This window comes from Citrobacter sp. CFNIH10, from assembly GCF_002934585.1.
GTDB lineage: Bacteria > Pseudomonadota > Gammaproteobacteria > Enterobacterales > Enterobacteriaceae > Citrobacter_A > Citrobacter_A amalonaticus.
Window position 1 is genome coordinate 4,120,002 of the sequence record NZ_CP026216.1, and the last position, 26,122, is coordinate 4,146,123.

General features: G+C 51.6%; 33 protein-coding genes and 1 tRNA gene. 10 read left to right on the forward strand and 24 right to left on the reverse strand.

All coding sequences use genetic code 11. The annotated features are described in order from the left end of the window. Positions 1 to 75: 75 nt before the first annotated feature. The gene (gene nhaB, locus C2U53_RS23715; protein ID WP_043000442.1) at positions 76 to 1,620 is read left to right on the forward strand and encodes a Na(+)/H(+) antiporter NhaB; all 1,545 of its coding nucleotides are present in this window, start codon (positions 76 to 78) and stop codon (positions 1,618 to 1,620) included. A gap of 141 nt (positions 1,621 to 1,761) precedes the next feature. Next, the gene (gene dsbB, locus C2U53_RS23720; RefSeq protein ID WP_043000441.1) at positions 1,762 to 2,292 is read left to right on the forward strand and encodes a disulfide bond formation protein DsbB; all 531 of its coding nucleotides are present in this window, start codon (positions 1,762 to 1,764) and stop codon (positions 2,290 to 2,292) included. A gap of 223 nt (positions 2,293 to 2,515) precedes the next feature. On the opposite strand, the gene C2U53_RS23725 is transcribed toward dsbB, so the two are convergent. The 3 genes from C2U53_RS23725 to C2U53_RS23735 form a co-directional block, all read right to left on the reverse strand. Next, complete coding sequence (locus C2U53_RS23725; RefSeq protein ID WP_042318693.1) at positions 2,516 to 2,962, reverse strand: YcgN family cysteine cluster protein; 447 nt, start codon at positions 2,960 to 2,962, stop codon at positions 2,516 to 2,518. Positions 2,963 to 3,054: 92 nt separating this feature from the next. Continuing rightward, positions 3,055 to 3,714, reverse strand: a complete 660-nt coding sequence (locus tag C2U53_RS23730; RefSeq protein ID WP_044257661.1) for a fumarylacetoacetate hydrolase family protein — start codon at positions 3,712 to 3,714, stop codon at positions 3,055 to 3,057. Between the two features lie 68 nt (positions 3,715 to 3,782). Further along, positions 3,783 to 4,076 (reverse strand): YcgL domain-containing protein, encoded by a 294-nt coding sequence (locus C2U53_RS23735; protein WP_043000439.1) that lies wholly within the window; start codon positions 4,074 to 4,076, stop codon positions 3,783 to 3,785. Positions 4,077 to 4,202: 126 nt separating this feature from the next. Here C2U53_RS23735 and minC point away from each other — a divergent pair, with 126 nt between their 5' ends. From minC to minE, 3 genes are read left to right on the forward strand one after another with little or no spacing between them, the layout of a single operon-like run. Further along, a complete protein-coding gene (gene minC, locus C2U53_RS23740) occupies positions 4,203 to 4,910 on the forward strand; it encodes a septum site-determining protein MinC (protein WP_104446523.1) in 708 nt (235 codons plus the stop codon). 23 nt (positions 4,911 to 4,933) lie between these two features. Then, positions 4,934 to 5,746: a septum site-determining protein MinD gene (minD, locus tag C2U53_RS23745; protein ID WP_043000437.1), complete on the forward strand. Its 813-nt coding sequence runs from the start codon at positions 4,934 to 4,936 to the stop codon at positions 5,744 to 5,746. A gap of 3 nt (positions 5,747 to 5,749) precedes the next feature. Next, entirely contained in the window at positions 5,750 to 6,016 is a 267-nt protein-coding gene (gene minE, locus C2U53_RS23750; protein WP_043000436.1) for a cell division topological specificity factor MinE, read from the forward strand. 104 nt (positions 6,017 to 6,120) lie between these two features. On the opposite strand, the gene C2U53_RS23755 is transcribed toward minE, so the two are convergent. Together C2U53_RS23755 and zinT are read right to left on the reverse strand one after the other, a co-directional pair. Beyond that, positions 6,121 to 6,921: an aminoglycoside nucleotidyltransferase ANT9 gene (locus C2U53_RS23755; protein ID WP_043000435.1), complete on the reverse strand. Its 801-nt coding sequence runs from the start codon at positions 6,919 to 6,921 to the stop codon at positions 6,121 to 6,123. A gap of 77 nt (positions 6,922 to 6,998) precedes the next feature. Next, the gene (gene zinT, locus C2U53_RS23760; RefSeq protein WP_043000434.1) at positions 6,999 to 7,649 is read right to left on the reverse strand and encodes a metal-binding protein ZinT; all 651 of its coding nucleotides are present in this window, start codon (positions 7,647 to 7,649) and stop codon (positions 6,999 to 7,001) included. A 165-nt stretch (positions 7,650 to 7,814) separates the two neighbouring features. Here zinT and uspF point away from each other — a divergent pair, with 165 nt between their 5' ends. After that, positions 7,815 to 8,243, forward strand: a complete 429-nt coding sequence (uspF, locus tag C2U53_RS23765) for a universal stress protein UspF (RefSeq protein ID WP_043000433.1) — start codon at positions 7,815 to 7,817, stop codon at positions 8,241 to 8,243. 29 nt (positions 8,244 to 8,272) lie between these two features. Here the strand turns inward: uspF and C2U53_RS23770 are convergent, their stop codons facing one another. After that, positions 8,273 to 9,133: a LysR family transcriptional regulator gene (locus C2U53_RS23770; RefSeq protein ID WP_044327690.1), complete on the reverse strand. Its 861-nt coding sequence runs from the start codon at positions 9,131 to 9,133 to the stop codon at positions 8,273 to 8,275. Between the two features lie 191 nt (positions 9,134 to 9,324). Here C2U53_RS23770 and blaSED point away from each other — a divergent pair, with 191 nt between their 5' ends. After that, the gene (gene blaSED, locus C2U53_RS23775) at positions 9,325 to 10,209 is read left to right on the forward strand and encodes an SED family class A beta-lactamase (protein WP_104446524.1); all 885 of its coding nucleotides are present in this window, start codon (positions 9,325 to 9,327) and stop codon (positions 10,207 to 10,209) included. A gap of 59 nt (positions 10,210 to 10,268) precedes the next feature. On the opposite strand, the gene C2U53_RS23780 is transcribed toward blaSED, so the two are convergent. From C2U53_RS23780 to C2U53_RS23795, 4 genes are all read right to left on the reverse strand, one after another. Next, a tRNA-OTHER gene (locus C2U53_RS23780) sits at positions 10,269 to 10,343 on the reverse strand. Positions 10,344 to 10,521: 178 nt separating this feature from the next. Further along, on the reverse strand, positions 10,522 to 11,151 hold the full coding sequence (locus C2U53_RS23785; RefSeq protein WP_043000430.1) for a transcriptional regulator: 630 nt from the start codon (positions 11,149 to 11,151) through the stop codon (positions 10,522 to 10,524). A 52-nt stretch (positions 11,152 to 11,203) separates the two neighbouring features. After that, entirely contained in the window at positions 11,204 to 12,184 is a 981-nt protein-coding gene (locus C2U53_RS23790) for a threo-3-hydroxy-L-aspartate ammonia-lyase (protein ID WP_044257655.1), read from the reverse strand. A gap of 31 nt (positions 12,185 to 12,215) precedes the next feature. After that, the gene (locus C2U53_RS23795; protein ID WP_043000428.1) at positions 12,216 to 12,605 is read right to left on the reverse strand and encodes a RidA family protein; all 390 of its coding nucleotides are present in this window, start codon (positions 12,603 to 12,605) and stop codon (positions 12,216 to 12,218) included. Between the two features lie 228 nt (positions 12,606 to 12,833). Here C2U53_RS23795 and C2U53_RS23800 point away from each other — a divergent pair, with 228 nt between their 5' ends. After that, positions 12,834 to 13,670, forward strand: coding sequence for an MBL fold metallo-hydrolase (locus tag C2U53_RS23800; RefSeq protein WP_044257654.1), 837 nt, complete (start codon positions 12,834 to 12,836; stop codon positions 13,668 to 13,670). A gap of 64 nt (positions 13,671 to 13,734) precedes the next feature. Here C2U53_RS23800 and C2U53_RS23805 read toward each other — a convergent pair whose 3' ends face one another. The 6 genes from C2U53_RS23805 to C2U53_RS23830 all read right to left on the reverse strand — a co-directional run bounded on the left by C2U53_RS23805 (position 13,735) and on the right by C2U53_RS23830 (position 18,834). Next, positions 13,735 to 15,000, reverse strand: coding sequence for a Y-family DNA polymerase (locus C2U53_RS23805; protein WP_043000426.1), 1,266 nt, complete (start codon positions 14,998 to 15,000; stop codon positions 13,735 to 13,737). 389 nt (positions 15,001 to 15,389) lie between these two features. Beyond that, on the reverse strand, positions 15,390 to 15,809 hold the full coding sequence (locus tag C2U53_RS23810) for a translesion error-prone DNA polymerase V autoproteolytic subunit (RefSeq protein ID WP_043000425.1): 420 nt from the start codon (positions 15,807 to 15,809) through the stop codon (positions 15,390 to 15,392). A gap of 253 nt (positions 15,810 to 16,062) precedes the next feature. Next, entirely contained in the window at positions 16,063 to 16,245 is a 183-nt protein-coding gene (locus tag C2U53_RS23815) for a DUF1869 domain-containing protein (protein ID WP_012132688.1), read from the reverse strand. A 2-nt stretch (positions 16,246 to 16,247) separates the two neighbouring features. Continuing rightward, positions 16,248 to 16,610, reverse strand: coding sequence for a DUF1971 domain-containing protein YeaR (gene yeaR, locus C2U53_RS23820; protein ID WP_043000424.1), 363 nt, complete (start codon positions 16,608 to 16,610; stop codon positions 16,248 to 16,250). Between the two features lie 167 nt (positions 16,611 to 16,777). Next, on the reverse strand, positions 16,778 to 18,118 hold the full coding sequence (locus C2U53_RS23825) for an acyltransferase family protein (protein WP_172740589.1): 1,341 nt from the start codon (positions 18,116 to 18,118) through the stop codon (positions 16,778 to 16,780). A gap of 137 nt (positions 18,119 to 18,255) precedes the next feature. Continuing rightward, a complete protein-coding gene (locus C2U53_RS23830) occupies positions 18,256 to 18,834 on the reverse strand; it encodes a recombinase family protein (RefSeq protein ID WP_104446526.1) in 579 nt (192 codons plus the stop codon). Between the two features lie 167 nt (positions 18,835 to 19,001). Here C2U53_RS23830 and C2U53_RS30785 point away from each other — a divergent pair, with 167 nt between their 5' ends. Both C2U53_RS30785 and C2U53_RS23840 read left to right on the forward strand, forming a co-directional pair. Next, positions 19,002 to 19,283 carry a hypothetical protein gene (locus C2U53_RS30785; protein ID WP_371415046.1) on the forward strand — a complete coding sequence of 94 codons (282 nt, stop codon included), beginning with the start codon at positions 19,002 to 19,004 and terminating at the stop codon, positions 19,281 to 19,283. Positions 19,284 to 19,334: 51 nt separating this feature from the next. Next, on the forward strand, positions 19,335 to 19,709 hold the full coding sequence (locus tag C2U53_RS23840) for a tail fiber assembly protein (protein ID WP_104446527.1): 375 nt from the start codon (positions 19,335 to 19,337) through the stop codon (positions 19,707 to 19,709). Here C2U53_RS23840 and C2U53_RS23845 read toward each other — a convergent pair. The 8 genes from C2U53_RS23845 to C2U53_RS23880 are packed head-to-tail and all read right to left on the reverse strand — an operon-like array spanning position 19,681 to position 26,118. Continuing rightward, positions 19,681 to 20,112: a tail fiber assembly protein gene (locus C2U53_RS23845; RefSeq protein ID WP_104446528.1), complete on the reverse strand. Its 432-nt coding sequence runs from the start codon at positions 20,110 to 20,112 to the stop codon at positions 19,681 to 19,683. The two genes, C2U53_RS23840 and C2U53_RS23845, sit on opposite strands and share 29 nt — an antisense overlap. A gap of 1 nt (position 20,113) precedes the next feature. Continuing rightward, positions 20,114 to 20,872 (reverse strand): hypothetical protein, encoded by a 759-nt coding sequence (locus C2U53_RS23850; protein ID WP_104446529.1) that lies wholly within the window; start codon positions 20,870 to 20,872, stop codon positions 20,114 to 20,116. 12 nt (positions 20,873 to 20,884) lie between these two features. Beyond that, positions 20,885 to 21,469, reverse strand: a complete 585-nt coding sequence (locus C2U53_RS23855; protein ID WP_104446530.1) for a YmfQ family protein — start codon at positions 21,467 to 21,469, stop codon at positions 20,885 to 20,887. Further along, on the reverse strand, positions 21,460 to 22,542 hold the full coding sequence (locus C2U53_RS23860; protein ID WP_104446531.1) for a baseplate J/gp47 family protein: 1,083 nt from the start codon (positions 22,540 to 22,542) through the stop codon (positions 21,460 to 21,462). The genes C2U53_RS23855 and C2U53_RS23860 overlap by 10 nt, the downstream gene beginning before the upstream one ends. A gap of 1 nt (position 22,543) precedes the next feature. Beyond that, a complete protein-coding gene (locus tag C2U53_RS23865) occupies positions 22,544 to 22,981 on the reverse strand; it encodes a phage GP46 family protein (RefSeq protein ID WP_104446532.1) in 438 nt (145 codons plus the stop codon). Next, the gene (locus C2U53_RS23870; RefSeq protein WP_104446913.1) at positions 22,978 to 23,529 is read right to left on the reverse strand and encodes a phage baseplate assembly protein V; all 552 of its coding nucleotides are present in this window, start codon (positions 23,527 to 23,529) and stop codon (positions 22,978 to 22,980) included. Before C2U53_RS23870 ends, C2U53_RS23865 begins: the two co-directional genes overlap by 4 nt. Positions 23,530 to 23,564: 35 nt before the next feature. Then, positions 23,565 to 24,698 (reverse strand): phage baseplate assembly protein, encoded by a 1,134-nt coding sequence (locus C2U53_RS23875; protein WP_104446533.1) that lies wholly within the window; start codon positions 24,696 to 24,698, stop codon positions 23,565 to 23,567. After that, complete coding sequence (locus C2U53_RS23880; protein ID WP_104446534.1) at positions 24,691 to 26,118, reverse strand: DNA circularization protein; 1,428 nt, start codon at positions 26,116 to 26,118, stop codon at positions 24,691 to 24,693. Before C2U53_RS23880 ends, C2U53_RS23875 begins: the two co-directional genes overlap by 8 nt. Between the last annotated feature and the right edge of the window lie 4 nt (positions 26,119 to 26,122).

Consider the following 26,122-nt stretch of genomic DNA (forward strand, 5'->3'; position numbering starts at 1 on the left):
CATTCAGACTGACCGTTACTCTTTGTCGCTAACCATAAAAACATCATTTCAATAAATAAGGTAAGGGAAACCATAATGGAACTCTCATGGGGCCGCGCGCTCTGGCGCAACTTTTTAGGCCAGTCGCCAGACTGGTACAAGCTTGCGCTACTGATCTTCCTGATAGTTAATCCACTGATTTTCATCATCAACCCGTTTGTTGCGGGCTGGTTGTTGGTGGCGGAATTCATCTTCACGCTGGCGATGGCGCTGAAGTGTTATCCACTGCTACCGGGCGGTTTGTTAGCCATTGAAGCAGTTATCATCGGGATGACCAGCGCCGCGCATGTTCGCGAAGAGGTGGCAAACAATCTGGAAGTTTTACTGCTGCTGATGTTCATGGTCGCGGGCATCTATTTTATGAAGCAGCTGTTGCTGTTTATTTTTACCCGGCTGCTGCTGAGCATTCGTTCTAAAATGCTGCTGTCGCTGGCGTTTTGTGTGGCGGCGGCCTTCCTTTCCGCCTTCCTTGACGCACTGACCGTGGTAGCGGTAGTGATCAGCGTCGCCGTCGGGTTCTACGGCATTTATCACCGCGTGGCCTCTTCCCGCGGCGATGATAGCGACATCCTGGATGACAGTCACATTGATCAACACTACAAAACAGTGCTTGAGCAATTTCGCGGCTTTCTGCGCAGTCTGATGATGCATGCCGGGGTGGGTACCGCTCTGGGCGGCGTGATGACGATGGTGGGCGAGCCGCAGAACCTGATCATCGCCAAAGCCGCTGGCTGGCACTTTGGCGACTTCTTCCTGCGGATGTCGCCTGTTACCGTTCCGGTACTGATTTGCGGCCTGCTCACCTGTGTACTGGTTGAGAAACTGCGCTGGTTTGGCTATGGCGAAACACTGCCGGAAAAAGTGCGTGACGTATTGCAGCAGTTTGACGATCAGAGCCGCCATCAGCGTTCACGTCAGGACAGAGTAAAACTGATTGTGCAGGCGATTATCGGCGTCTGGCTGGTGATTGCCCTGGCACTGCATCTGGCGGAAGTGGGACTGATTGGCCTCTCCGTGATTATCCTCGCAACGTCGCTGACCGGCGTGACGGATGAACATGCCATTGGCAAGGCGTTCACCGAATCTCTGCCATTCACCGCGCTGCTGACGGTCTTTTTCTCCATTGTCGCGGTGATTATCGACCAGCATCTCTTTTCGCCGATTATTCAGTACGTATTGCAAGCCTCAGAGCACGCGCAACTGACGCTGTTCTATCTCTTCAACGGCCTGCTCTCGTCGATCTCGGATAATGTTTTCGTCGGTACTATCTACATTAACGAGGCCAAAGCGGCCATGGAAAGTGGTGCGATCTCCCTGCAGCAATACGAGCTGTTAGCCGTTGCGATCAACACCGGGACAAACCTGCCATCCGTGGCGACGCCGAACGGTCAGGCGGCATTCCTGTTCCTGCTCACCTCCGCACTGGCACCGCTGATTCGCCTCTCCTATGGTCGGATGGTCTGGATGGCGCTGCCCTATACCATCGTGCTGACGCTGGTCGGCCTGCTGTGCGTCGAGTTTACCCTGACGCCAATGACCGAGTGGATGATGCAAACCGGTTGGTTAGCTACACTTTCATAACAACTAACCGGGCATTTCACTGCCCGGTTTGCCTTTTTGCGTGATATTTCTCCAATTACACAATATTTGAGTTTCTCCTGGTGGCGCGGTAATCGAATTGGTTTACACTGCCGTGTCTACGCATGTTGCAGGGAAATTATTATGTTGCGATATTTGAACCAGTGCTCACGGGGTCGGGGCGCGTGGTTATTGATGGCTTTTACTGCCTTAGCGCTTGAACTGGTCGCGCTGTGGTTTCAGCACGTTATGCTGCTTAAGCCGTGCGTACTGTGCATCTACGAACGCTGTGCGCTGTTTGGCGTCATGGGGGCCGGTCTGGTTGGGGCTATTGCGCCTAAAACACCGTTGCGCTATGTGGCGTTGATTATCTGGATCTACAGTGCCTGGCGTGGGGTTCAACTGACATGGGAACATACCATGATCCAGTTACACCCTTCCCCGTTCATGACCTGTGATTTCATGGCTCGCTTCCCTGCCTGGTTGCCACTGGACAAATGGTTACCACAGGTGTTTGTCGCCTCTGGTGATTGCGCCGAGCGTCAGTGGGAATTTTTATCTCTGGAAATGCCGCAATGGCTATTAGGCATTTTCGTTGCCTATCTGGTCGTCGCGGTTCTGGTGCTGATTGCTCAGCCGCTTAAACCGAAAAGACGCGATCTGTTCGGTCGTTAATCTCAGACGCTCCCAGCCGGGAGCGTGAGAGCGATGACAAACTTCATCCCGATACCGGACAAGCAAAGTTCACCTCATTAAAAACCCGGAAAATCAATTCATCGATTTTCGGCTGATAACCACAAAGAAGGAAAAACTACGTTTTTTCCTTCTTTGTCAGCAGTCTGACGCTCCCAACCGGGAGCGTTTTTTTTGCCGTTAGCCTGAAATCAGACCGGGCGGTTTAGTCCGCCCATGACGGTTTGTTGAGAATATGGTCCTGCCAGTCATGGACTTCTGACTCTCTTACCGCAATGTGACGCACCGAAATTCGCTCGCCGTGCATTGCCGCTTTCGATCCCGTCAGCAGCGGGTGCCATTCAGGCAGTCCTTTCCCTTCCGCCAGCAGACGATAGGCGCAGGTCATCGGCAACCATTCAAAGGTGGGCAGGTTATCACGCGTTAGCTTGATACAGTCAGGCTCGTACTCGAACCGACGTTCGTAATTGCGACACTGGCAGGTTTTGATGTTGAGCTGGCGGCAGGCGACGTTGGTGAAATAAATCTCGTCGGTATCCTCGTCCATCAGCTTATGCAGGCAGCACTGACCGCAGCCATCACATAACGACTCCCATTCGGCATCGGTCATTTCATCCAGGGTTTTACGTTGCCAGAAAGGTAAATCGCTCATCAGGGTATCCGCCATTGCTATAAAGCTGCACCTTATAACCAGTCTGGCACGTTGATGCAAGTTTTGCCGCCTAAAAAGGCGGCAAGCAGGCATTACAGGACACGGGTTGTCAGGGTGTGACCGTTAAAATTGACCACCAGCTCGTCGCCGCTGGCGAGCGGTCCGACGCCTTCCGGGGTGCCGGTCAGCACGACGTCACCCGCTTTGAGGGTAAAGAATTTGCTCATGTAGGCGATTAAGGGGACGATTTTATGGATCATATCCGCCGTTGTACCCTGCTGGCGAACCTCGCCATTGACCGTCAGACCCAGCGGCGTCGCCTGCGGATCGCCGTTAAATTCTGCGACCGGAATGAATCCGGATAACGGGCATGAATTATCGAATCCTTTTGCCTTCTCCCAGGGCTGCCCGGCCTTCTTCATTTTGCCCTGGATATCACGCAGCGTCAGATCGAGCGCCACGCCATATCCAGCGATAGCCTTACGAACATGCTCTTCGGTCGCCTGACGCAGCGTCGCGCCGATCAATACCGCCAGTTCGACTTCATGGTGCACCGAGCCCATATCCGTCGGAATGACCAGCGGCTGGCGCAAATCACACAGGGCGGTTTCCGGTTTGATAAACAGCACCGGCTCATCCGGCGTGACGCTGCCCATTTCCTTGATGTGGTTGGCATAGTTGCTCCCCACGCACACCACTTTGCTTACCGGGTAGTCAAGCAGCGCACCCTGCCAGTTATGATGTTGATACATTCATTTTCCCCTAATTTGTCATCGTTGACTTCAGGAATGGCACCGACAGGTATGACGCCGGGTACCGTTTATTTATCGGTTTCTGGATTGTTTTGTGAGGCGTTGAAACGATGTTGCTTCAATAAATCTTCGGGTGGCGGAGGCAGTTGTAAATAATATCCCTGCTCCGTTAAGGCTTGTTTTACTTTATCCAGCGAGGCGTTGACTAACTTTTTGCTACCATCTAACGGCAATATCATTGCCAGCTGTGGTTGACCAAATCCTTTCATCAGTTCTTCAGGCACACGTGAGAAATCGTCTTTTTTTTCGACATACAAATAGGTCTGGTCACGCTTAGCACTTCTGTAGATCACACAAAACATACATTTTACTCTGAATTAAACGGATGGCGACTTGCCTCAATATAATAGTGACTATAACATGCCTTCTGGACTTCGGAATATCACTCCACATCGGGGATGATAAATAGCAAATTGAGTAAGGCCAGGATGTCAAACACGCCCATCGAACTTAAAGGCAGTAGCTTCACCTTATCAGTGGTTCATTTACATGAAGCAGAACCCGAGGTTATTCGTCAGGCGTTAGAAGACAAAATCGCTCAGGCTCCTGCTTTTTTAAAACATGCTCCTGTGGTAGTGAATGTCAGTAGCCTTGATGCGCCGGTAAACTGGCCGCAGTTGCAGAAGGTGGTGGCGTCGACGGGATTGCGTATTGTTGGCGTCAGCGGTTGTAAAGATGCCCGGCTCAAAGCTGAAATCGACAAAATGGGCCTTCCTTTACTCACTGAAGGTAAAGAGAAAATGGCGCGTTCCGCTCCGGCTGAACCCATTGCTCCCGCCGCTGTAGTGCAAAACGCTACTCCCGTCACAAAAACGCGATTTATTGATATACCCGTTCGTTCCGGTCAACGCATTTATGCACCACAATGTGATCTGATTGTTACAAGTCACGTCAGTGCTGGCGCTGAGCTGATCGCCGATGGCAATATTCATGTCTATGGCATGATGAGAGGCCGCGCGCTGGCAGGGGCAAGTGGTGACCGGGATGCGCAAATTTTTTGTACCCATCTGACGGCAGAACTGGTGTCTATCGCAGGTGTTTACTGGCTGAGTGATAAAATCCCAGCAGAATTTTATGGCAAAGCGGCACGTCTGCAGTTAGCAGATAACGCTTTGACAGTTCAACCGTTGAATTGATCCCTTTTTAACAAGGAATTTCTATGGCACGCATTATTGTAGTTACTTCGGGTAAAGGGGGCGTTGGCAAGACCACCTCCAGCGCGGCCATCGCTACTGGTTTGGCCCAGAAGGGAAAGAAAACTGTCGTTATTGATTTTGATATCGGCCTGCGTAACCTCGATCTGATCATGGGGTGTGAGCGTCGGGTTGTTTATGATTTCGTCAACGTCATTCAGGGTGATGCTTCACTCAATCAGGCGCTCATCAAGGACAAGCGCACTGAGAATCTCTTTATTCTTCCGGCCTCTCAGACGCGCGATAAAGACGCATTAACGCGTGAAGGCGTGGCAAAGGTTCTCGACGATCTGAAAGCAATGGATTTCGAGTTTATCGTTTGCGACTCCCCTGCGGGGATTGAAACTGGCGCGCTGATGGCGCTCTATTTCGCTGACGAAGCGATTATCACCACCAACCCGGAAGTCTCCTCGGTACGCGACTCTGACCGTATCCTGGGTATCCTGGCGTCTAAATCGCGCCGTGCCGAAAACGGTGAAGATCCGATTAAAGAACATCTGCTGTTGACGCGCTACAACCCAGGCCGTGTTAACCGTGGCGACATGCTCAGTATGGAAGATGTGCTGGAGATCCTGCGCATTAAACTCGTCGGAGTTATCCCGGAAGATCAGTCTGTTCTGCGCGCCTCTAACCAGGGCGAACCGGTCATTCTGGACATCAATGCAGACGCAGGTAAAGCGTATGCCGATACGGTAGATCGTCTGTTGGGAGAAGAACGTCCTTTCCGCTTCATTGACGAAGAGAAGAAAGGTTTCCTCAAACGCCTGTTCGGAGGATAAGTTATGGCATTACTGGATTTTTTTCTCTCGCGGAAAAAGAGTACAGCGAACATCGCGAAAGAGCGATTGCAGATTATCGTTGCTGAGCGTCGTCGTAGTGACGCTGAGCCGCATTATTTACCGCAGTTGCGTAAAGATATTCTTGAGGTCATTTGTAAGTATGTACAAATTGATCCGGAAATGGTCACCGTTCAGCTTGAACAAAAGGACGGCGATATTTCCATTCTCGAACTTAACGTTACATTGCCGGAAGCTGAAGAGTTGAAATAAACGCTCTTCTCAGATAATTCCTGATAAAAAAAGGCAGAGCAATCTGCCTTTTTTATTATCAGCCATTTTTCTGTTGCGGCAATCACGATGCCTGAAATATGGCATCACTTATCCACGTGCGATAACTGTTCGGCTATTTTTGCTTTTGCATAGCAGACAAAGCGCGAAACAGCGGGCATTATCTCTGCCCAGTCAACGCTTGCCTGTCCCAGATAGTCGAGCCGCGCGGCTGCAAGTAGAGAAGCGTGCTCGTCCGGGAGATAAGGCATTAACCAGTCTGCCGCGCTGTCTTTCGCGGTAAAGCCACCTGTCGCCACGCTGTACCAGATGCGCGCCAGGGTCAACACGATATTGCGCTCGTCGCCCTGTAAATCACCGTTGTCCTGCCAGAGCGTCAGCGTCTGACGGAACGTCTTCCGAATGTCGTTTTCCGGGACCGGCTCAAAAAGCAAATCCGCACGCTCGCCGGTTAAAGCCATGCTGGCACTACGCACCTGAGTCAATAAAATCGCCAGATCGCTATCCTGCTGTGCGGGTTCATACTTCCCGGCGAGAATATCCTCGCGCAACCACTCGCCAAACTGCATTTCCCGTCGGGGAGGAAAACGCCAGGGCACCACATCGGTATGCACCACAACCGTCACCTCAAGCGCTCGCCAGAGCGTCGACGTACCAGGCCAGGCTGACACCGACAGGAGTTCCTGCATCAGCGCTTCTCGCTGTGCCGTCGTCAGCGGCACACGCGTGGTGACCAGCAAATCAATGTCGCTGTAAGGTTTTAACCCACCTTCAACGGCAGATCCGTACAGGTGAATAGCCAACAGATCCTCTTCAAAGATCCGTTCAATGATGGCCGTCGCCTTTTCCAGTTGTTTCCGAAGGGTATCCGGAATCTTCAATGTCATCGCCTCACCGTCATCATGTCAGGTGCCACCTTAGCGCGACAGGAAGCCCGCTGACAAGCAACGGGCTGAGCCTGAATTTAGTGGTGCAGCATTTCGTCTACCACGGCCTGCGCCTTGAGTTGATAAGGATAGTAGGTTGGCCAGTTATCCATCTCTTCCAGTAGCGCCTGCTGTGAGGTATTGCCCATAAAAATATGGAAGTGGTTCGACGCCCGCGGCGCAATAATATGATCGCTGAACTGCACAAACTTCGGCGCTTTACTGTTTGCGTCTTTGCATTCAAACAGATAACGCACCCCTTTTTTACCTGAGGTGTAGGTCAGGATCTTGTACCCGGCATAGTCATACTGACAGGAAGCCACCTGCTTACCGGTATGAAACTCCATCACGCCATTTTCGATACCAATGGTGTCGACTTCCGTCGCATAGCCTTTCCGGTAATAGGCTTTCACCTCTTCCGCCGTTTTCCCCTTATCCTTTGCCGCCTTCTGTTTGAAAACCGGATCCAGCTCACCGCTGACCAGATAAGGATAAACGGATTGCCACATGCCATCCCAGTCGGTAAGCGCCCTGTCCTTAACATTGCTATCCGCAAATTCGCCTTCCGCTGCTTTCTGTTCCATCTCCGTCAACGGCACACCATGCGCGTGATCGCCATGGGCGAAGGCATAACTGCTGAACCACAACATTCCCAGAGAAACAGATAATTTTTTCCAATGAATAGCCAACGTCGTACCCTCAATCAAATGAACAAGATGAAATGTTATATTATAACAATAAAATTTATTCAACACTGTTGCGCGTAAATGAAGGAAACTTGATCTGGTCACTTTTTATGCAAAAACCAGATTCGATATACTGAAACCGGAGACAAAAAACAGGAGGTAATGACTATGTATCGTTCTGTTCTGGTGCCCATTGATATCTCAGAAGCCGATCTCACCCGGCAGCTTATTCCTCAGGTCAAAATCCACGCCAAAACGGCAAAAGTCCATTTTCTGTCAGTCATTCCCTCAGTCCCCTTTTATGCATCCCTGGGGCTCGCCTACTCTGGCGAACTCCCGGATAAAAATGGACTGCAGACGAAGGCATTACAAAAACTCAACGAAATTGTGAAGCAATTCGATATCCCTGAAGGACGGGTACAGACGCATGTGGTATACGGCCCCCCGAAGGATCAGATCCTGAAGCTGGCGGATACCGTCAGTGCTGACCTGGTGATCATCGCGTCACACCAGCCCGGTATTTCAACATATCTGTTAGGTTCTACCGCCGCCGCCGTTGTGCGTCACGCGCACTGTCCGGTGCTGGTCGTTCGCTGAGCCGCAAACGGGAGTCTGCTGGCTCCCGTTTATGCCATTTTCACGATCCAGTCGCGGAAGATTTCCATCGCGGGCGTCATCGGTTTCGACTTCAGATGGGTGAGCCAGTAACCGCCCATTTGGATCTCAATGTCAAAGGGGCGAACGAGTTGTCCGGCCGCCAGTTCTCTGGCAAACATCACTGCCGGAACCAGTGCCGCACCGCCGGTATGGATAACCGTTTCAACCATCAGACGTGAGGAGTCAAAAACGGCACCATTGATCCGCTCTGCCGTCACGCCTGCTGCAGCAAACCAGTTATCCCACTCATCTACCCGATATGAACGCAGAAGATTCTCTTGCAAGAGATCGGCTGGCCGCCTGAGCCGTTGGGCCGTTTCTGGCGTGCACAGGACAGTCAGCGGAGCCTCAAACAGCATTTCGTTATGGGTGGCGGGCCACAAGCCATTGCCAAAGCGGATGGCAAAATCCAGTCCCTCAGCCGCCAGATTCACAACGTTATTATTTGTACGCAGGCGTAACTCAACGAACGGATGCGCCTGCCGGAATTGTTCAATGCGCGGCAGTAACCAGCCAACGGCAAAGGTACCGACTGCAGCAACCGTGAGCACTTCACGATATTCCCCACCCTCAAACTGACGAAAAATGGTGTCGATTTGACCAAAGGCGTCGGTCAGGACGGCAAACAGTGCCTGCGCCTCATCCGTCATCTCCAGCCCTCTGGGCAGACGTTTAAACAGCACTCTGTTCAGGCGATCTTCCAGGATACGTACCTGCTGGCTGACGGCGGCCTGCGTGACACAAAGTTCCAGTGCCGCACGAGTAAAACTCAAATGGCGAGCCGAAGCCTCAAAGGCCCGTAGGGCATTAAGCGGAAGATTAGAGCGCATAATAAAGACTCATAAGATTTTCTTTATCCCAGGGTAAATTCTTCTCGCTTGTTAAGCAAGCGCAGAGAGCGGATAGTTCTGGCATCGCAAACACATCATGCGCCTTTAATTCTCTTTCTTCTTTTGTCTGTTTGAGCGGAAAAATAAAGTGCGTGCATTGATCAATTTACTGATTATCAAGGATGTTATTTATGTTTAAAAAACGAGATCATCAGACGGTACTTATTGCCGCCGTGCTCGCTTTCTTTACTGCCAGTTCACCGCTTTTGGCTCGCACGCAGGGGGATCCCGCACAGGTCCAAGAAAAGCTGGCAGCATTAGAAAAACAATCGGGTGGCCGACTGGGCGTTGCGCTGATTAATACCGCCGATCGTTCGCAAATCCTTTATCGCGGTGATGAGCGCTTTGCCATGTGCAGTACCAGTAAGACAATGGTCGCTGCCGCGGTATTAAAACAGAGTGAAACTCAGCACGATATTTTGCAGCAGAAAATGGTCATCAAAAAAGCCGATCTGACAAACTGGAATCCGGTGACGGAAAAATATGTCGATAAAGAGATGACATTAGCGGAGCTAAGCGCTGCCACGCTGCAATACAGCGATAATACGGCAATGAATAAATTACTTGAGCACCTGGGCGGTACCAGTAACGTCACGGCTTTTGCCCGCTCAATTGGCGACACGACGTTTCGTCTGGACCGGAAAGAACCCGAGCTGAACACCGCCATCCCTGGCGATGAGCGCGACACGACCTCGCCGCTGGCGATGGCGAAAAGCCTGCACAAACTGACGCTGGGCGATGCGCTGGCTGGCGCACAGCGTGCACAGCTTGTCGAATGGTTGAAAGGCAATACGACCGGCGGTCAGAGCATTCGTGCCGGACTCCCTGAAGGCTGGGTGGTTGGCGATAAAACTGGAGGCGGTGATTACGGTACAACCAATGATATCGCGGTGATCTGGCCCGAAGATCGTGCGCCGCTGATCCTCGTCACCTACTTTACACAGCCACAGCAGGACGCCAAAGGGCGTAAAGATATTCTGGCCGCCGCTGCAAAGATTGTGACGGAAGGGCTTTGAGCCCGGCGGGTAAGCGAAGAAAGCAAAAAGGCCCAGACAGATGTCTGGGCCTTCAAATTTGGGCCGCCATCGAGGCCTCGAACCCCGTTCCCTACAACAAAAGTCGTTCGCTCTTCCAGATGAGCTAATGGCGGTCTGCCGGTTTTTATTTCCGATTGAGAATCTACTCATTATCAGAACCGGGCGAGATAATACATAACTCAAATTACCCCTGCAATAGGTGTGGATGACTTTCCCTTATTATTACCGTTCGTTTGCTCATTATTCATGCTGGGCAATATATAAGAGATGATATATCGCACACCGGCGAATTCACCCGGACTGGCGCGCATAGAGGTAGGCTGTCGCCCGTGACACCCCTAAATGCTGTGCCACCGTATCCATGGATTTACGCACATTCAGCAATCCCTCTTTGCGTAACTGTTGGATCAGAACCTTTCTGTCTTCCGTTTTAAGCGCGCGCGCCGTGGTGGCGCGTTTCGCGGCAAAGTCATCGATGCGCTGGCGAATGACTTCAGTGCTCCCGGGGTCAAGATGTTCACGCACCGGTGAACTCTCTGTTTCGGTAAAACGCGCCAGCGCGCTTTGCATCCCCCGGAAAAGCGTCATATCGACATTAAGGCATAATGCGGCGACGTAATTACCCTTTTCATCCTTAATGCCAATAGACGTACTCTTTACCGGACGGCCATCAGCAAACTGATTGCCGTAGTTCGCAATAATTTCAGGAAAATCCGGAGAGGCAATCCTTGCCAGCCCGAGTTCCGTCGCCGGTTGTCCCGCCTCACGACCGGATAAATTATTATGTATCGACATAATCGCATGCTCAGGATCCTTGAGATCATGAACAACCACTTCGCAAAAAGGAGAAAACGTTTCGCTTAATCCCTTCGCGATAGTGTCAAGTTGGCTGAGAAGCGAATTCTCGTCGTTTTTTGGCATGCCGGTCTCCCACAGTGATGCCCGTTGTCATTATTGCTATCCGTTTACAGCCTCACGAAACGGATTTCCCGGCCAGAAACTCACCGTAGCGCGCGATATCCACATTGCCGCCGCTGATGATAATGCCGACTTTTTTCCCGCTGAGTTCTGCTTTTCTCGCCCTTGCCGCTGCAAAGCCAAGACAGCCCGTGGGTTCTGCGACGACTTTCATACGCTCGGCCATAAACCTCATCGAAGCAATTAATTCATCGTCTGAAACGGTCAGAATATCATTGACGTATTTTTGAATCAGAGGGAACGTATAGTGCCCCAGATGTTGCGTCTGTGCACCATCAGCAATCGTTTTTGGCGTATCGATGTGAACGATTTTTCCGCTTCGAAAAGACTGCTGTCCGTCGTTACCGGCTTCAGGCTCCACGCCATAAATTATGCAATCTGGCGAAAGTTGCCGGGCGGCCAGTGCTGAACCTGAAAGTAAACCACCGCCCCCCAGACAGACAAAAAGAACATCCAGCGGACCAACCTCTTCAATTAACTCTTTGGTGGCCGTGCCCTGACCGGCGATAACATGCGGATGATCGTAGGGAGGGATGAGCGTCAGTCCCTGTTTCTCAGCCAGTTCACGGCCAATCTGTTCACGATCTTCCGTATAGCGATCGTACATAACAACATTGCCACCATACCCTTTGGTTGCCGCTACTTTCGCGGCTGGCGCATCATGAGGCATGATGATTGTCGCCGGAATACCCAGCAATTTAGCTGACAGCGCTATCGCCTGAGCATGGTTTCCGGAAGAAAATGTCACCACGCCAGCAGCACGTTGTTCCGGCGTAAACTGGCGTAATGCATTCATCGCCCCACGAAACTTAAAGGCTCCCATACGCTGTAGGTTTTCACATTTAAAGAAAACGTCAGCGCCAAATTCCGCATTGACGGTCCGGGAGGTCATCACCGGCGTCTTGTTTGCATATCCTTCAATACGCCCTGCGGCGGCGGCAACATCAGCATATTCCGGGAGTGTAATCTCAACCATTTTTTCACCTGTATAGCGTTAAGCGTCGGGCTTATTGCGCCAGCGCGAGTGCTTCTACTTCTAAGGCAGAACCATAATGCAGTTCTGCCACCCCAGCAACGACACGAGATGGACGGAAATCGCCAATCCATTCGGCGTAAATGTCGTTAAACGTCGGCCACTGGTTGATATCTGTCACATAGACACGTACGGAAACCAGATGCTGACGGGAGACACCGGCCCCCTTCAGACAGGCATCGACATTTTCCAGAACTTGTCTGGTCTGTTCCTCAAAAGACGCCCCCGCCTTTTTCTCACCATGCGGGGTGATTGGCAGTTGCCCTGAGATAAAAACAAATCCCCCTGCTGTCACGCTCGCCGAGTAGTGTCCAGCGGGAGGAAGCCCATGGGATGTTGTGTTCAATGTGATATCCGGGTGCATGTGCATCTCTCCTGCGTTCCATAGATAATACATAATGTATTAATTTATACTTTTTGTATAAGTCTTTTATACACCACATTGCGCTGTGCGACTACCCCTTGTTTTGACGTCCGCCGTTTCCGCTCCTCGCTTATGTGACAGAGATCGCGGTTATGATTTGCGTCAGAAAATCAAAAGGTTCGATAATGGCCTCAATCGATATAGTGAATCCGAATGGGATGCAGAGTGATGAAATTAACCATACTGGTAGATAACAATACTTACATTGACAGGTATTTGACCGGAGAACCTGGCGTTTGCTATTACATTGAATGCTCAGGCTTAAAACTTCTTTTTGACGTTGGCTATTCTGATATTTTTTTAAAAAATGCACAGATCCTGGATATCGATCTTACGCACATTGATAAAATTGTATTATCACATGGACATAACGATCACACCTGGGGGTTAAACCATTTATTCCAGCATTACGACAGACTTCCATCATCTCCAGCAAAGAAAGTCGATATCATCGCCCACCCCGCCGCATTTACGCCTAAATTTTATGAGTCGAAACCCATTGGGATGAACCATAATGCCCTTTGTTTTGATTACTTCTTTAATATCGTCAGTTCCACACAACCCCTGAAATTATCCGAAGACATCACTTTTTTAGGGCAAATCCCCCGCCTTAACCATTTTGAAGCGCAAAATCCGGTAGGCCACACACATAATCATGATGGTGAGTTAACGGCTGATTACGTGATTGATGATAGTGCAATGGCAATTAAGACAAAGGATGGACTGGTGATTGTCACCGGATGTTCCCACGCCGGGATTTGTAATATTATTGAGCACGCAAAATCAGTCACTGGAGAATCGAAAATTGCTTCCGTTATAGGCGGCTTTCATCTCCTTAATGCTGATGAATCCTTACTCTCGGAAACCGGGAAATATCTTAGCGCATTGTCGGCTACTACGCTTTATCCCAGCCATTGCACCGATCTTGCCGCAAAAATCCATCTGTCCCGTTATGTGGATCTCAAAGAAACGGGCGTGGGACTCACGCTGACTTTCCCCATGTAGGAGCAGATTATGTGAAGGGAGACCGTGTTTTCTGTCTCCCGATGATTCATACCTGCAGCGACGATCACCTGACCACCAGCAGATCGGAAAAACGCGTGGTGTAGCGCGGAGAAAGCATCTGCCGTCTTAACTGCCATGGTGGCTGAATCCCCTGCCCGACAAAGTACAGCGTTCCTCTTCCCTGTTTGGCATTGAGCGTATCCAGAACTTCCATCAACTTCTCGCTGCCGGGACGCGGTGCGTTATCATCGAACAGATTGAGTTGCGCCACGCCCTGACTGAAAAAATCACCGAGCATGACTCCAGCCTTCTGATAACGATGCCCCTCTTTCCAGATAGCGTCCAGGCATCGCGTGGCTGCGCTGATGATGTCCCGGCTGTCCTGTGTCGGTGTCAGCAGTTTTACGGACGCGCTATTGCCGTACCAGGTTTCATTCGGCGCAAACGGCGACGTTTTCACAAATGTCGAAATGAACCGGCAATACTGATGCTCACTCCGGAGCTTCTCCGCCGCGCGCGTCGCATAAGCACAAATCGCCTGGCGCATCTGTTCGTATTCCGTAATGCGCTCGCCGAATGAGCGACTAAAAACGATCTCCTGCTTCGCGGGCGCAAACTCCTCAAGCGCCAGGCAAGGCTCACCGCGTAACTCCCGCACGGTTCTTTCCAGTACGACATTGAAGTGCTTGCGTATCACCGCGATGTGCGTATCCGCCAGATCGAGTACCGTTTTTATGCCCATCGCGGTCAGCTTTTTACTGATACGACGACCAACGCCCCACACCTCATCAACCGGCAGAGCCGCCATCAGTTTTCGCTGCCGTTCGAGATTCGACAGATCCACAACGCCACCCGTCTGCTGCGGCCACTTCTTCGCCGCGTGGTTGGCCAGCTTGGCCAGCGTTTTTGTCTGTGCAATCCCCACGCCGAGCGTCAGATGTGTCCGCTTTAAGACCGTGTCGCGGATCTCTTTGCCAAAATCCGTGAGATCCCGACAGTTTCGGACTCCCGTCAAATCGCAAAAGGCCTCGTCGATACTGTAAATTTCAACGCGTGGTGATAGCGCTTCGAGCGTCGACATGACCCGATTGCTCATGTCACCGTAGAGTTCATAATTCGAACTGAAACACACCACCCCATGACGCCGGAACGCCTCTTTTTGCTTGAAATAGGGCGCTCCCATGACCACCCACGGTTTCGCTTCGGGACTACGGGAAATCACGCAACCATCGTTATTTGACAGCACAACAACCGGTTTGCCTTTCAGATCGGGCCGAAACACCGTCTCACAGGACGCATAAAATGAATTCACATCGCATAACGCAAACACGTCACACCCCATAGAAACTGTATTTATATACAGTATTATTTAAGATATTTTTTAACTTGCAAGCAAAATTCTGGCGCTTTTTTAGTGGATTGTTCTGCCTGAAAACGTGGTCGGTTATCCACAGAAACGGTGCATAACCCTGTGGGTGAGTGACATGACGTTGTTAATCAAGTTTGTTCGCATGCCGTATCCCTACGTCAGTCGGATATCTCCGTTCCTCTCCGTAACAACGTAAACCGAAGTGGGTATGTCTGCTCACAAAACAGGCAGGTTAATGAGTAATTAACCTGCCTGCCATTGGGATACCACTTAAGACCACCGGGGAATCACAAGGAAACCAGCCGTGTACGGTTTGCAACGTCAGGGGGACAAACAATACGCAGCAATAGTTAACTCACCGCCTTTACAATAAATGTCACGACGCCAAAAATCGCCAGGGCGTCCTCACTGCCGATGATGATGGGAGAATAGGCGCTGTTCATAGGGTTAAGCTGAACGGTAGGTCGTAACTGCAACCGCTTCACCGTGAATTCCCTCTCCACCGCCGCAATCACGATATCTCCGTGGCTGGCAGTACGTGAACTGTCCACCACCAGCAGATCGCCGTCGCCGATCCCCGCATCGATCATCGAGTCGCCAGCAGCCCTGACGAAATAAGTCGAACTGGGATGCTGAACAAGTAATTTGTTGAGATCGATACTCTGCTCAACGTAATCGGCCGCCGGACTGGGGAATCCGCATGGAACCCGATCGCTGAAAAGTGGAAAGGTAATGACTTCATGCCATTCCGCAGGTCTGTACAACGTCATAATGCACACCTTTAATACTGTTTTTATATACAGTAATTTCAACTCCGACAGGGATCAAGTCATTGGCAACACGCCGCTGCGCAAAGCGTCGCCACATTGTGCGTAACCATTTATTGATCCTACAAATATACGGTTTGTAAATTTTTGCGCTGAGTGACGACGTCCGCCGTTTCAGGACAGGTGTGGGGGAGCATTTCCGGAAAGCGAAAAAAAACCGGCGATGACAGCCGGTTTCCTCTCTGCATAGCGTGACTTACCAGCCGCAGACGTCGTGCTCATTTTCCGTATCGTAGGAACGCACGGTATTGACGAGATCTTTCACCACTTCAGCGGCGACGTCAGGCACCAGTAAAGTCATTGGCGCTTCGGTTTCGTAATCGACAGAGACGCCATTGCTGTTATTCGTCACAGTGACGGTATAGGTTGCTTTGCCCATGATTATTTCTTCCCGGTATGAATGACTTTTCGTTGATTCGCGCTTTCCATCAGTACCTCTGGCGCGACGAAAAAGTCGATATTGAAATAGGTGTCATCGCTCATCACTTCGATGTTGTGCCACTTTTCCGGTGGGAACACACCAAACTGGCCCGCTTCAATGATCATCACTGTTTCGGCTTCTGGACTGTGTTCATCCGCATATCCGAGATATTTGACCGCCCCCTGCATCACCGACAAACGGGGATAAACGCCCGGTCGGGTTCCTTTATCAAGGTGGCGTTCGAAAATTCCGGCAGGTGCCGTTTCTTTGTTCCAGAACGGCGTGGCACGTGTGTGAATATGATTTTGTGGAATCTGAAGCATGTCCTTCCCTCTTCCAGTCGGTAGGATGCGATTGTGAGTAAACCGCTGTTCCAGAAAGGTTACGCCTCATAACTGGCATTTTAAATACACCAAAAGGGGCAAGTGACATTCATCACTGGTTTTGTCTGACAGAGGAAAGCCTGCCTCCAGGCTCTCCTCCTGCTATATTATCGACCAGGTGTTTTTAATGGATTGCCAAATTGCTCCAGATACACCTCCCCCAACGCTTTCGTGGCGTAATCATTTAAATGACCGACGTCACGATACAGCGGTATGCCCTCAATTTCCGTCCTGCACAGCCCGTCAGGACATTGCACATTTTTGGGATCGACAATAATCAACGATGGGAAGCGGGCCTGTAACGTGGCAAAAAACGGTTCCGTCCAGACACTTTTATTAATCTGTGGATTCGGGTTGCATGCCTGAGGCTCATACTCTCCCCGCGTCTTAAAATGTTCATAAAAACAGGTCAGGAAGTTCTTAGGCATCGGGAACATCGTTTTCACCAGTACCGGCTGCGCCCCGGCATCAATAATGTCCTGTATTGCCTGTTCCGTGGCTCGGGTGAGAATATTGATAGATTCCGCAGGCGATGGGGAATCCTCAATCTGCGATCTGACCCTGAATGCCGCATAGTTTTCCCAGACCTGAGAAATGATCACATATTTATATTTATGGTTTCGGATCGCTTCATAGTATTTTTTGACATTCTCATGACAGGCCCGGTAATAATCGCCTTTATAAGTATAGAGATCGTCGTGATACACACGGGGAATCGCCAGGCACAGTGAAGTCGCTTTCATATCAACAGCAACATGCGCATTTTTCCCCATAATATCGAAGAAATTCCAGTACTGATTAGAGTGCGAATCGCCCATCAGGAGCGCTTTCTCAGAAGCGGTTTTATCCCCCACCACACAAGCCATATCAGTTCCTGTGACGTTTTCGTTCATACAATCCTGACGCTGCTTTATCTTCGTCTCTTTGAGCACATGGTTGATATGACTTAACGACTCGCCGAATCGTAGATAGCTAAATCCGTCAAAACGCTTACTGACCGACATCAGGGTAATAATGGCAATCAGTGGGATAACCACCAGCAGAATCAGCGTTTTTTTCAACGACTGACGAGGCTTCCGGTAGGGTTTCTCGATGAAATAATATGATCCCATCGCCAGCAACACAGCCAGACCCAGACCAGCCATTCTGGCATAGACACTGGTAATACCGATGTAGTGCAGTGTCGCGAAAATCGGCCAATGAAAGAGATAAAGCGAATAGGAGATCGTGCCAAGCCAGACCAACGGCGGGAATGACAGCAATTTACAGGTCAGAATATTTTGCTGGCTACCGGTGAAAATTAACACCGCGGTACTGACGCAAACGATCAGGGTGTAAGCATTGGGATAACCCAGAATGACATCACTTCTGACGCTAACAAACAATATTGCCGCCACCGCAACGAACGAAAGGCTATTAAGCGCGATCTTGTTTATTTTTTGTGCCATCGGGAGATAAATACAGGCACAGACACCGAGTGGAGCGGCGCAGCCAAAGCGATCCACGTGCGCAAATATCGCGATCCAATCCAAACTGGATCACGATATTTGCAAAATGCACACTTTAATGACATTTAAAGACGGTTTTAAACGGACGTCGATGACTCGTGATGAGAGGTAGTCGAAGGAAATTTTTTATACAGCGTCGATACACCGACACCAAATTGTTGAGCCACTTCACGATGTGAACGTCCCGCCATAATTTCTTGCCCAAATGAATCCCAGTGTTCATCGGTAAATTTAGGCTTACGGCCACCAATCCGGCCTTTTGCTCTTGCGACTGCCAGACCTGCGAGAGTTCGCTCGCTATTGAGGTCTGATTCATACTGCGCCGCAGAGAGAATATTGCGGAAATTATAGCGACCGCTTGCCGTACTGAGATCAACACCATCAGTGACAGAACGAATGTTGACCTGACGTTCGGAAAGACTCTGGAACGTTAACAGCGCGTGCAGGACGTTACGCCCGATACGATCCAGTTTCCATATGACCAGCTCGTCCCCCGGCTCCAGCATGTTAACGACCTTGTTGAGTATTGGCCTGTTGGTCTTACGGCCGGAAGCCTTTTCTTCAAAAATCATCTTACAGCCAGCGGCTCTCAGTGCCTGCATTTGCAGTTCCGTGTCCTGATGGTTACTTGATACCCGCGCATATCCAATAATCATAAGTCTTATCTCCGTTCGTTTGTATGAGTTAAGGCTATCAAAAAGGGACCTTTGGTTGGGGTTCAGGAACCGCAGGATTGAGTGGCGCGAGCAGCACTCTATGAAAGGTTGGTTTGGGAACGGCAGCAAAACGAGATGTTGGTACAGGGGAAAATCAGATACCGGATATGTCCAGCTTTGGTGCTGGCTCAGGATGGAGCCAATTACCAAACGGGAAACTATTGCAGTGGGGGACTTACACTGGCTCTGCAACAACAGGGACCATAAATTTTCCGGTTCCTTTCCCCATTTCAGTAGGGCGAGTAATTATGTCTCTATCAGGGACCAGTGCTGATGCGGGATCTATTGCCTACGTTCTCCAGGACGATAACTCGTTATCAAAAACATCGTTTTTCTTTCGTCGTGCGGGTGCACAGGTACGATTTAACTGGTTCTGCATAGGTGAATAAAATGAATAAATATAAATGGTCAGCAAAATATAACGCGTTTTCCCGATTGAAATGCTCCCTGCTTATCAATCGTCATGGGATGACCTTAGTGATTTAATTGATATTGATGATACTGTTGAGGCTGAATTTAACGGGGTGTCGCCTGTAGGAAAAGTGCGGGGAGTGGTTGATGGTATGCCTGCATGGGTTGATGTCCCGCTCCCAACATATGAGGAAAAAATAGCGGACGCAGAAAAAATGAAGTTGAGTCTGAAGGCTAACGCAGATTCTGAAATTGCCTGGCGGCAGGATGCTGTTGACGCCGGTATCGCGACGGATGAGGAAACAGTCGCGCTGGCTGACTGGAAGAAATATCGGGTTCTGCTGATGCGCGTAGATACAGCAAAACCCGTCTGGCCTACGCTTCCGGGGGAACAGGCCAGTTAATATCTGGCGCGCTGGTCGTATCTATAGCGTTAACCGCGTCGATATAATCCAGCACAATATTCAGTTTTGTCGCTTCCGCGTCTGTCAGCGTTCTGCCCACCTGCAATTTTAGCTGGATAGTGCTGACAGACTGCATTGCAGTGTCAACGAGTTGTTGACGTGTTTCCTCTGCTTCTGCAACCATCTCAGCCTGCGATTTAGCCGGTACGTCTCCCCACGCGGGCATCCCATCATCACCGGCAATCCTCACTTTCCCGTCTGGCGGCAGCCCTGTGAATTCAACAAATGTTGCTGCGTCAACCTCTACGGCATCCGTTGGCCAGGTTCCCGCTCGCTCGTAAACTTCCTTCTTATCGCCATCAACAAATCCATTTTCAGATGCGCTGTAAAAATAATTGTTCATATCAATACCCTATAGCCAAAAAACGTCCGCCGATTGTCGAAATGCTACTGCGAGCAGTGAACGACCCTCGCACACCGGATGTAATGTAAGTGCCGAATGCTGCAACAGACGTAGTTGCATTTCCGGGCGTGTGTGCTGAAACGGCAAAAACGTTGAGAATTGCATTCGGATAGATAATCGGTAGTGTTACGGTCACTTCGTTTGCACTCGTTGTAATTATTCCCCACTGCAAAATTAATCCGTTAGGTAAATATGTATAACCGGATCCTGACGCAAGGAATGCAAAGCTATTCATATCTGGGATCTGATTTGCGCCGGTGCCGACATCCCGTTTTGCCGCTTCTCCCAATTGAAGGTCTGAGAGAACGCCAGCGGCATCATCACGACTGAGCAACGTTCTGGCGAAAGCGGTCAGGTCCGTCATGGCCACCTTATCTTTGCCGGTGAAATAAGGCATTTTATTAGCTGACGTGACAAGCGCGGCGATTGCAGCGAGTAACGGGCTGGCCGCTGTCGCTTTCTGACTGATGGCTTCCTCAATCGCCAGCTGGAGCTGGTTAAACTGTGCCTTGTCCGGTGCGATACCGTAGGCACTCAGGAAGTTCAGTAATTCAGCCTGGATAATGTTGTACCATGCGGCACCCGGATAACTGGCAGGTGTTCCGCCGCCACCTTCAGTGAACCAGCGCGGCGCGGAACTCTGCACCGTGCCCACTGGAGGCATGGCAGAAACGCCACTGTTATTGTCTAAATGGAACATGATGCATTCCTTTTACTGGTAGATATAAATGAATACCTGATGCGCGGGTTTATATTTCTCAAACAGACATTCAAGAACGCCGCCTGAATAAACACGTAAAGGCGTCAGACAATTGTCCAGCACCGTCGCATTCCGGTAGTCGATATGGTTTTTAACGATAATATGGGACGTAAAGCGCCCGTAATTCTTACGTAACCGGGTAAGGCAGTTATCCATACAGGTCGCATAAGCCCCGTCACTGAATGATTCAATCTCAATATCAAAGCCGTAACGGGCTGCGAGATCGATGTAAAACTGACGGTTCAGGCTTCCCACCATGCGATATTTTTCGGCCGCAGCGGTCCGCCGTTCTTCGATGGTCTGACCTGCACTGGTACAGTCAGGCAGACCCAGCCACTTTTCCCAGTCATCCAGCAATACGGTTGACTGGTCAGGAAAGCGCTCACTGAGCACCTTCTCAATGCTTTCCGCATCCTGTTCTGGCGAATCAGCCAGCGCCCCGGCAAGCTTACCCAGCGTTTTATCCGGGTCTTTATTCCACGCAAGGCCGGTGGGTAATAATTGCAGAAAAACGCGCTGGTATTTTGTCATGCCCATGTTATTTCACCCGGAACCAGTAATTCGGTACTTTCGGAATATACCGCTGCGGTCGGCTGGACTAATTCAAAATCGGTCAGCGACTGACTGGCAGCAATAATGCGAACGATACCGGATGGATTAATGGTTCCCCCTGGCTCGCATTTATTATAAAAAAGCGCGTTAATCCCTCTGGTTATTTCTGCTTTAAGTTCATCCGTTTTTGGCGAGATTTTTATCGTCATGGGCACCGGTTTTAATGTCGGCGCGAAGACTGTCACCTCCGGCCCTTCCGGCTGACCTTCAATAACGCCCGTCACCGGATTTGGGTGACCGGCAATATAAGCGGCAACGCGATCAATGTCGGCCTGTCCGGGCACAATGTCAGCATTACTGTCCATGACGAAGGTCACACCGACGGTTCCCGGCCCCTGCCAGGTTGGCTCACACCATGCGCGGGTCACACCGGCACATTCACGCGCCCAGCGCTCATAGTCATACCGGTTCCCGCCACAGGGCGGATGCCGGGCACGGAACTCCAGTCTGGCCAGCAACTCGGCGACAGGCTCAATATCGCTGCCCCCCGTCAGTCCGTTCTCTGCAACAGCCTGAGCACCCACACCCGCAACGGGCGTCACCAGCGTCAGGATCGTACCCGGCGCAGCATTACCCGCCGCACCAGAAATCACCGCCACCACAGGAACGGCGGTCTGCCCCGGCGTCGTCACCTCAAGGTCATTCTCAAGAAGGTAAACCGTGCTGTCACTTCGCTGCCAGCGGGTATTTTTGGGGATAGTACCGGCAACATTCACAGGAACGGTAATATTGTCACCGGCAGGCGTTGGCTGTTTGCGTCGAATACCCCAGAACTGGCAATGCTTCAGTAACTCTGCCTCATCCGCGTCCCCCGGAATAATCTGGCGGTATACCCATGACAGGTGCTCATGCAGCCCGGCATCCAGCCCGGCCTGCGCGTAGGCCATCACGCCCAGAATTTTTTCCTGGTTACTGGATACAGAACCTTTCAGTCGCTGCTGAATATTATTTTCAGCGCGGGCAATTAATTCTGAAAGTCCGGGGGCTTTATAAGGCATGTTAAATTCCGTTAAATTGCGATTTAAACGTGTAGGGCATCACTGCCCCGTCTGGCAGGGTCAGCTCAATGTCAAGCTGAAGCCACCCGGCGACGGGCTGACTGGATGCCACGCTGATTTTTTTAACGCGCTGTGCCTCTTTCAGCCAGAGCAGCGCCTCAAGCGCATATTCGGCGGCGCGATCCAGTACGGACTGGAGCGTTTTCTCACGTGACAACAGCCAGAGCCGTGATCCGACGGGACGGGGGCGGAAACTGTCGCCCCACCACCCACGACGGTCAGTATCACCACCCGGTATCTCATCCGAATCCAGCGCCCGGCGGTCTGTATACAGGGAAATAATGACGTCACTGGTCAGACTGTCGTCGGTCAGCATGTCAGTGCCATCCTGGGCGATATTGCCCCGGCCGTTGTTCCAGACAAAAGCAAGGTCGGTCATTGCATTGGCCCCGTGGTTCCTCCACCGTCGCCGTGCTCTTCGTGGGTATGTTTCACGGTGCTCTTACCTGCGAGAATGGCGTCTGGCGCTGTGAGATAGCCTTTTGACTCAGTCTCACCTTTAACGAGCAGGTTCTTACCAATCTCAACATCATCCGAAAACGAGGCGAGTGGTGTGGTCACCGCCATTCTTTTATCGGCATAAACCTCAAGCGTTTTGCAGGTGACAATGGCGCGGCCGTCTTTTGTCAGGCGGATGCGATGGCCTTCGTAGTGGTAAATACCACTGTCGCCGGCAACCAGACCGGTTGGACGGTAACGACGGTCTTCGACCACAACAGCGACGGCGGAGTCCGTATCTCCGCCAAGGCTCAGGACAATGGCCTCAGCCCCGGCCAGCGGGACACTGAACTGCCCGTAGTTTTGCGGACGCTCCACGTCGTCCAGTGGTTCACCATCCAGACTCGTCACCTGAAGGTTCTGCTCTTTGAGGCTGTCATTGACTATCGTGATGACAGCACGGCCAATCATTAAGCGCAGCCGGCGCATGACCGGTGCGATAAGACGTGAAAATGCCTGTTCACTCACGGGCGCTTCTCCGGGTGTTTGCGGTAATACTCTTCAGCAAGGGCATCAATGCCGCTCTTGTCCTCGCCTTTACGTGATTTTTTCGTCTTGCTGTCAGGCTCTACCGGAACCAGCCAGCCATCGCGTGGCGTCAGGGTCAGTGTGGTCACGACGCCGGTACGATCATCCAGTGCAAGCACGACTTTACTGACCAGCAACGGGCCGGTATTCATGCTGAACTTACTGGCGTCAATATCGACCAGCAGGTTCGGCATCCACAGGGAACCATCACTGCGCAGCCAGCCATCGACCTTAGCCTCAAAGGTGCGGGACTTCGCCAGACGCCGGCGCATCTCGCGCACGGCGCGTCCCTCTGCGCTTTTAGCGTCAGTTTTACTGTCGGCAAGAATAATGGTGGGACGGTAACGTCTGATCTCGCTGTCTTTCACCTGACCTTTCTGGCTGGCAATACTCTTCGCGTCCTGATCGTCGCCGGTTTTTCCGCTGGCGCGGCCGTGACCCGCGACAAGATATTCACTGAAGCGGTCACGGTCATCCTCATCAAACTCCAGCTCCAGCAGGTTTCCGCCCAGCACCAGTTTGTCGGTCTGCGTGTCGTCGGCACGGGTAAATACCAGCTCGCCGGCGGCATTGCTGGTCATCAGCACACCACGCGCACGACTGGCACGGCCCAGCGCTTCATACACGGTCTCAGAGTAGTCGAGGGTGAACGTGGTGAAGGGCGCAGAAGACGCTTTGTCCGTCAGTTCCCAGCGTACTTTCACGCCATAAGGGGAACACAGGTCGCTGGCAATCTGCGCCAGTGTACGGTTTTTCCACTGTCGCCCCTGATACACGGCGGCGCAGTCAATCAGGTCGGCGGTTTTATCCCGACCGGTGATGGTGATCGACATGGAATCGGCCGTCATATTGCGACGACGGCCATCGAGGTAGCCCGTGATGACCGTCTGGCCATTGATGGTCAGCGTGAAAGGCTGACCCGGTGAGAGTGAGGAAAGGTCTGTGTCGGGCTGCACATTCACGCCGAGATCAAAATAGCCGGACAGGGATTCGATGGAGCGATTGATATTGATGGTCGTCCATCCGGCAAAAATCTTTCCAGCGGTGCGCAGCTCAACTACATCAGCCATCTAATATCTCCAGCGGCACGCCACCCGGCATAAAGAGTGGATTCGGTATACTGTTACGGCGACCCATACGCTGCCAGTGAAGGCTGTCACCCGTTTCGCGGTACAGGGCCACCAGTGCCGGTTCGGTCTGGCTCAGACTGACCGAACGCACATCCGGGAGGTGAACGCCGCGAGTACGCAAATCGTTAACCACCACCAGACGGAATGTGGCAAGCGCAAGACTGCTGGCGGTAAAACCGGCATCAGAGGCAGCAATGGTGCTGTCATCGAGCTGTTTGCCGGTATCACTGGCGACCCGTTCAATATCAGCCTGACTTTCAAACAGCGGGAATGTGTCGGACTGATTCGCAGTATCAGAGGCTACCGCGCCGGATGAGGATGTTGAGATTCCGGTAGCTGAGTCCTGTGACGGAGTGGCCTGCGCGACAGAGCTGGAAGGCGTTGAGGTGGTCAGTTCGGGGGTGCGGCTCAGGCCGGTATCGGTATTAAGGGCATCGGTCAGTACCGCGGATGCCGCTTCGGCCTGACTGACCTGCGTGGCGACGGTGGCAACATAATACAACGAATTGATATTGGCGGAAGCCGCCTGATCAAGATGTGTGGTATCCGTACCGGACTGGCGACGCTTCAGCATGACGCCCAGACGTTCATACGACCGGAATGCGCTACCGGAATCGGTGATATCAGAAAACCCGGAAAATGCCCCAAGCAGGTTAGCGGCAAGCAGTGCCGGCGCGTTAATCATGCCCTGCGCGGAGCCTTTGACTTTTGCCAGCGCCGAAAGCAGGCCATTAACGGAACCCATAACCCCCGCGTTCTCCACAATACCGGAAATATCATCGAATATCCCGCTGATGGCATCCGCTACCGCAATGGCACCGTCCGTGGCTTCCTGTACCGTCTGCCAGGCATCACTGAGCGTGTCGCCCAGTTCGCCAAACAGGGAGTTTTTCTTATCCGTCACCGCCGCAGCCGTATCTGTCGCGGATTCAGGTGCACTGTCTTCAGCAGCCGGATACACCGTGATGGTGAACTCATAATAGTCCAGGTCATCGGCGGATTTTCGGCATTCAAAGCTGTCCACAAGGACCTGCAGCGCACCAAAATCCGGATGCATCAGTTCACCTGCGCCGGGAGCCTCCAGCGCTTCAATCAGGTTGTCTTTTTCGGCTTCAACATTTTTACCCAGCAGGCAGGCGCTGAACGTCCGTTCACGCAGTTTGCGACCAAGGTCGATTGCGCCGCCGGCATCGCGCAGCGGATACTCACGTTTGACGATACGACGACCGCCGCTTTGTTTCTGCTCGCGGTAGGTCAGGAACGGGACATTACGGAATGAACCGACGCCGTTCACATTCCGGCCTTTCAGCCCCAGAGAGTCGCGGACGCTGTTAATACTGGCTACAGTGCTTTCAAACATGGTT

Coding starts and splice junctions, on each gene's coding strand:
- C2U53_RS23810 (WP_043000425.1), bottom strand. CDS start 15,809: ATGACGTTGTACAGACCTGCGGAATGGCATGAAGTCATTACCTTTCCA.
- C2U53_RS23860 (WP_104446531.1), bottom strand. CDS start 22,542: ATGCCTTATAAAGCCCCCGGACTTTCAGAATTAATTGCCCGCGCTGAA.
- C2U53_RS23845 (WP_104446528.1), bottom strand. CDS start 20,112: ATGAACAATTATTTTTACAGCGCATCTGAAAATGGATTTGTTGATGGC.
- C2U53_RS23800 (WP_044257654.1), top strand. CDS start 12,834: ATGAAATTAACCATACTGGTAGATAACAATACTTACATTGACAGGTAT.
- C2U53_RS23880 (WP_104446534.1), bottom strand. CDS start 26,118: ATGTTTGAAAGCACTGTAGCCAGTATTAACAGCGTCCGCGACTCTCTG.
- dsbB (WP_043000441.1), top strand. CDS start 1,762: ATGTTGCGATATTTGAACCAGTGCTCACGGGGTCGGGGCGCGTGGTTA.
- minD (WP_043000437.1), top strand. CDS start 4,934: ATGGCACGCATTATTGTAGTTACTTCGGGTAAAGGGGGCGTTGGCAAG.
- C2U53_RS23735 (WP_043000439.1), bottom strand. CDS start 4,076: ATGTTTTGTGTGATCTACAGAAGTGCTAAGCGTGACCAGACCTATTTG.
- uspF (WP_043000433.1), top strand. CDS start 7,815: ATGTATCGTTCTGTTCTGGTGCCCATTGATATCTCAGAAGCCGATCTC.
- minE (WP_043000436.1), top strand. CDS start 5,750: ATGGCATTACTGGATTTTTTTCTCTCGCGGAAAAAGAGTACAGCGAAC.
- C2U53_RS23865 (WP_104446532.1), bottom strand. CDS start 22,981: ATGACCGACCTTGCTTTTGTCTGGAACAACGGCCGGGGCAATATCGCC.
- nhaB (WP_043000442.1), top strand. CDS start 76: ATGGAACTCTCATGGGGCCGCGCGCTCTGGCGCAACTTTTTAGGCCAG.
- C2U53_RS23855 (WP_104446530.1), bottom strand. CDS start 21,469: ATGGGCATGACAAAATACCAGCGCGTTTTTCTGCAATTATTACCCACC.
- C2U53_RS23785 (WP_043000430.1), bottom strand. CDS start 11,151: ATGCCAAAAAACGACGAGAATTCGCTTCTCAGCCAACTTGACACTATC.
- C2U53_RS30785 (WP_371415046.1), top strand. CDS start 19,002: ATGTCCAGCTTTGGTGCTGGCTCAGGATGGAGCCAATTACCAAACGGG.
- C2U53_RS23730 (WP_044257661.1), bottom strand. CDS start 3,714: ATGTATCAACATCATAACTGGCAGGGTGCGCTGCTTGACTACCCGGTA.
- C2U53_RS23870 (WP_104446913.1), bottom strand. CDS start 23,529: ATGCGCCGGCTGCGCTTAATGATTGGCCGTGCTGTCATCACGATAGTC.
- C2U53_RS23875 (WP_104446533.1), bottom strand. CDS start 24,698: ATGGCTGATGTAGTTGAGCTGCGCACCGCTGGAAAGATTTTTGCCGGA.
- C2U53_RS23795 (WP_043000428.1), bottom strand. CDS start 12,605: ATGCACCCGGATATCACATTGAACACAACATCCCATGGGCTTCCTCCC.
- minC (WP_104446523.1), top strand. CDS start 4,203: ATGTCAAACACGCCCATCGAACTTAAAGGCAGTAGCTTCACCTTATCA.
- C2U53_RS23840 (WP_104446527.1), top strand. CDS start 19,335: ATGCTCCCTGCTTATCAATCGTCATGGGATGACCTTAGTGATTTAATT.
- C2U53_RS23790 (WP_044257655.1), bottom strand. CDS start 12,184: ATGGTTGAGATTACACTCCCGGAATATGCTGATGTTGCCGCCGCCGCA.
- C2U53_RS23830 (WP_104446526.1), bottom strand. CDS start 18,834: ATGATTATTGGATATGCGCGGGTATCAAGTAACCATCAGGACACGGAA.
- yeaR (WP_043000424.1), bottom strand. CDS start 16,610: ATGCTTCAGATTCCACAAAATCATATTCACACACGTGCCACGCCGTTC.
- C2U53_RS23725 (WP_042318693.1), bottom strand. CDS start 2,962: ATGAGCGATTTACCTTTCTGGCAACGTAAAACCCTGGATGAAATGACC.
- C2U53_RS23815 (WP_012132688.1), bottom strand. CDS start 16,245: ATGGGCAAAGCAACCTATACCGTCACTGTGACGAATAACAGCAATGGC.
- C2U53_RS23755 (WP_043000435.1), bottom strand. CDS start 6,921: ATGACATTGAAGATTCCGGATACCCTTCGGAAACAACTGGAAAAGGCG.
- blaSED (WP_104446524.1), top strand. CDS start 9,325: ATGTTTAAAAAACGAGATCATCAGACGGTACTTATTGCCGCCGTGCTC.
- C2U53_RS23850 (WP_104446529.1), bottom strand. CDS start 20,872: ATGTTCCATTTAGACAATAACAGTGGCGTTTCTGCCATGCCTCCAGTG.
- C2U53_RS23825 (WP_172740589.1), bottom strand. CDS start 18,118: ATGGCACAAAAAATAAACAAGATCGCGCTTAATAGCCTTTCGTTCGTT.
- C2U53_RS23770 (WP_044327690.1), bottom strand. CDS start 9,133: ATGCGCTCTAATCTTCCGCTTAATGCCCTACGGGCCTTTGAGGCTTCG.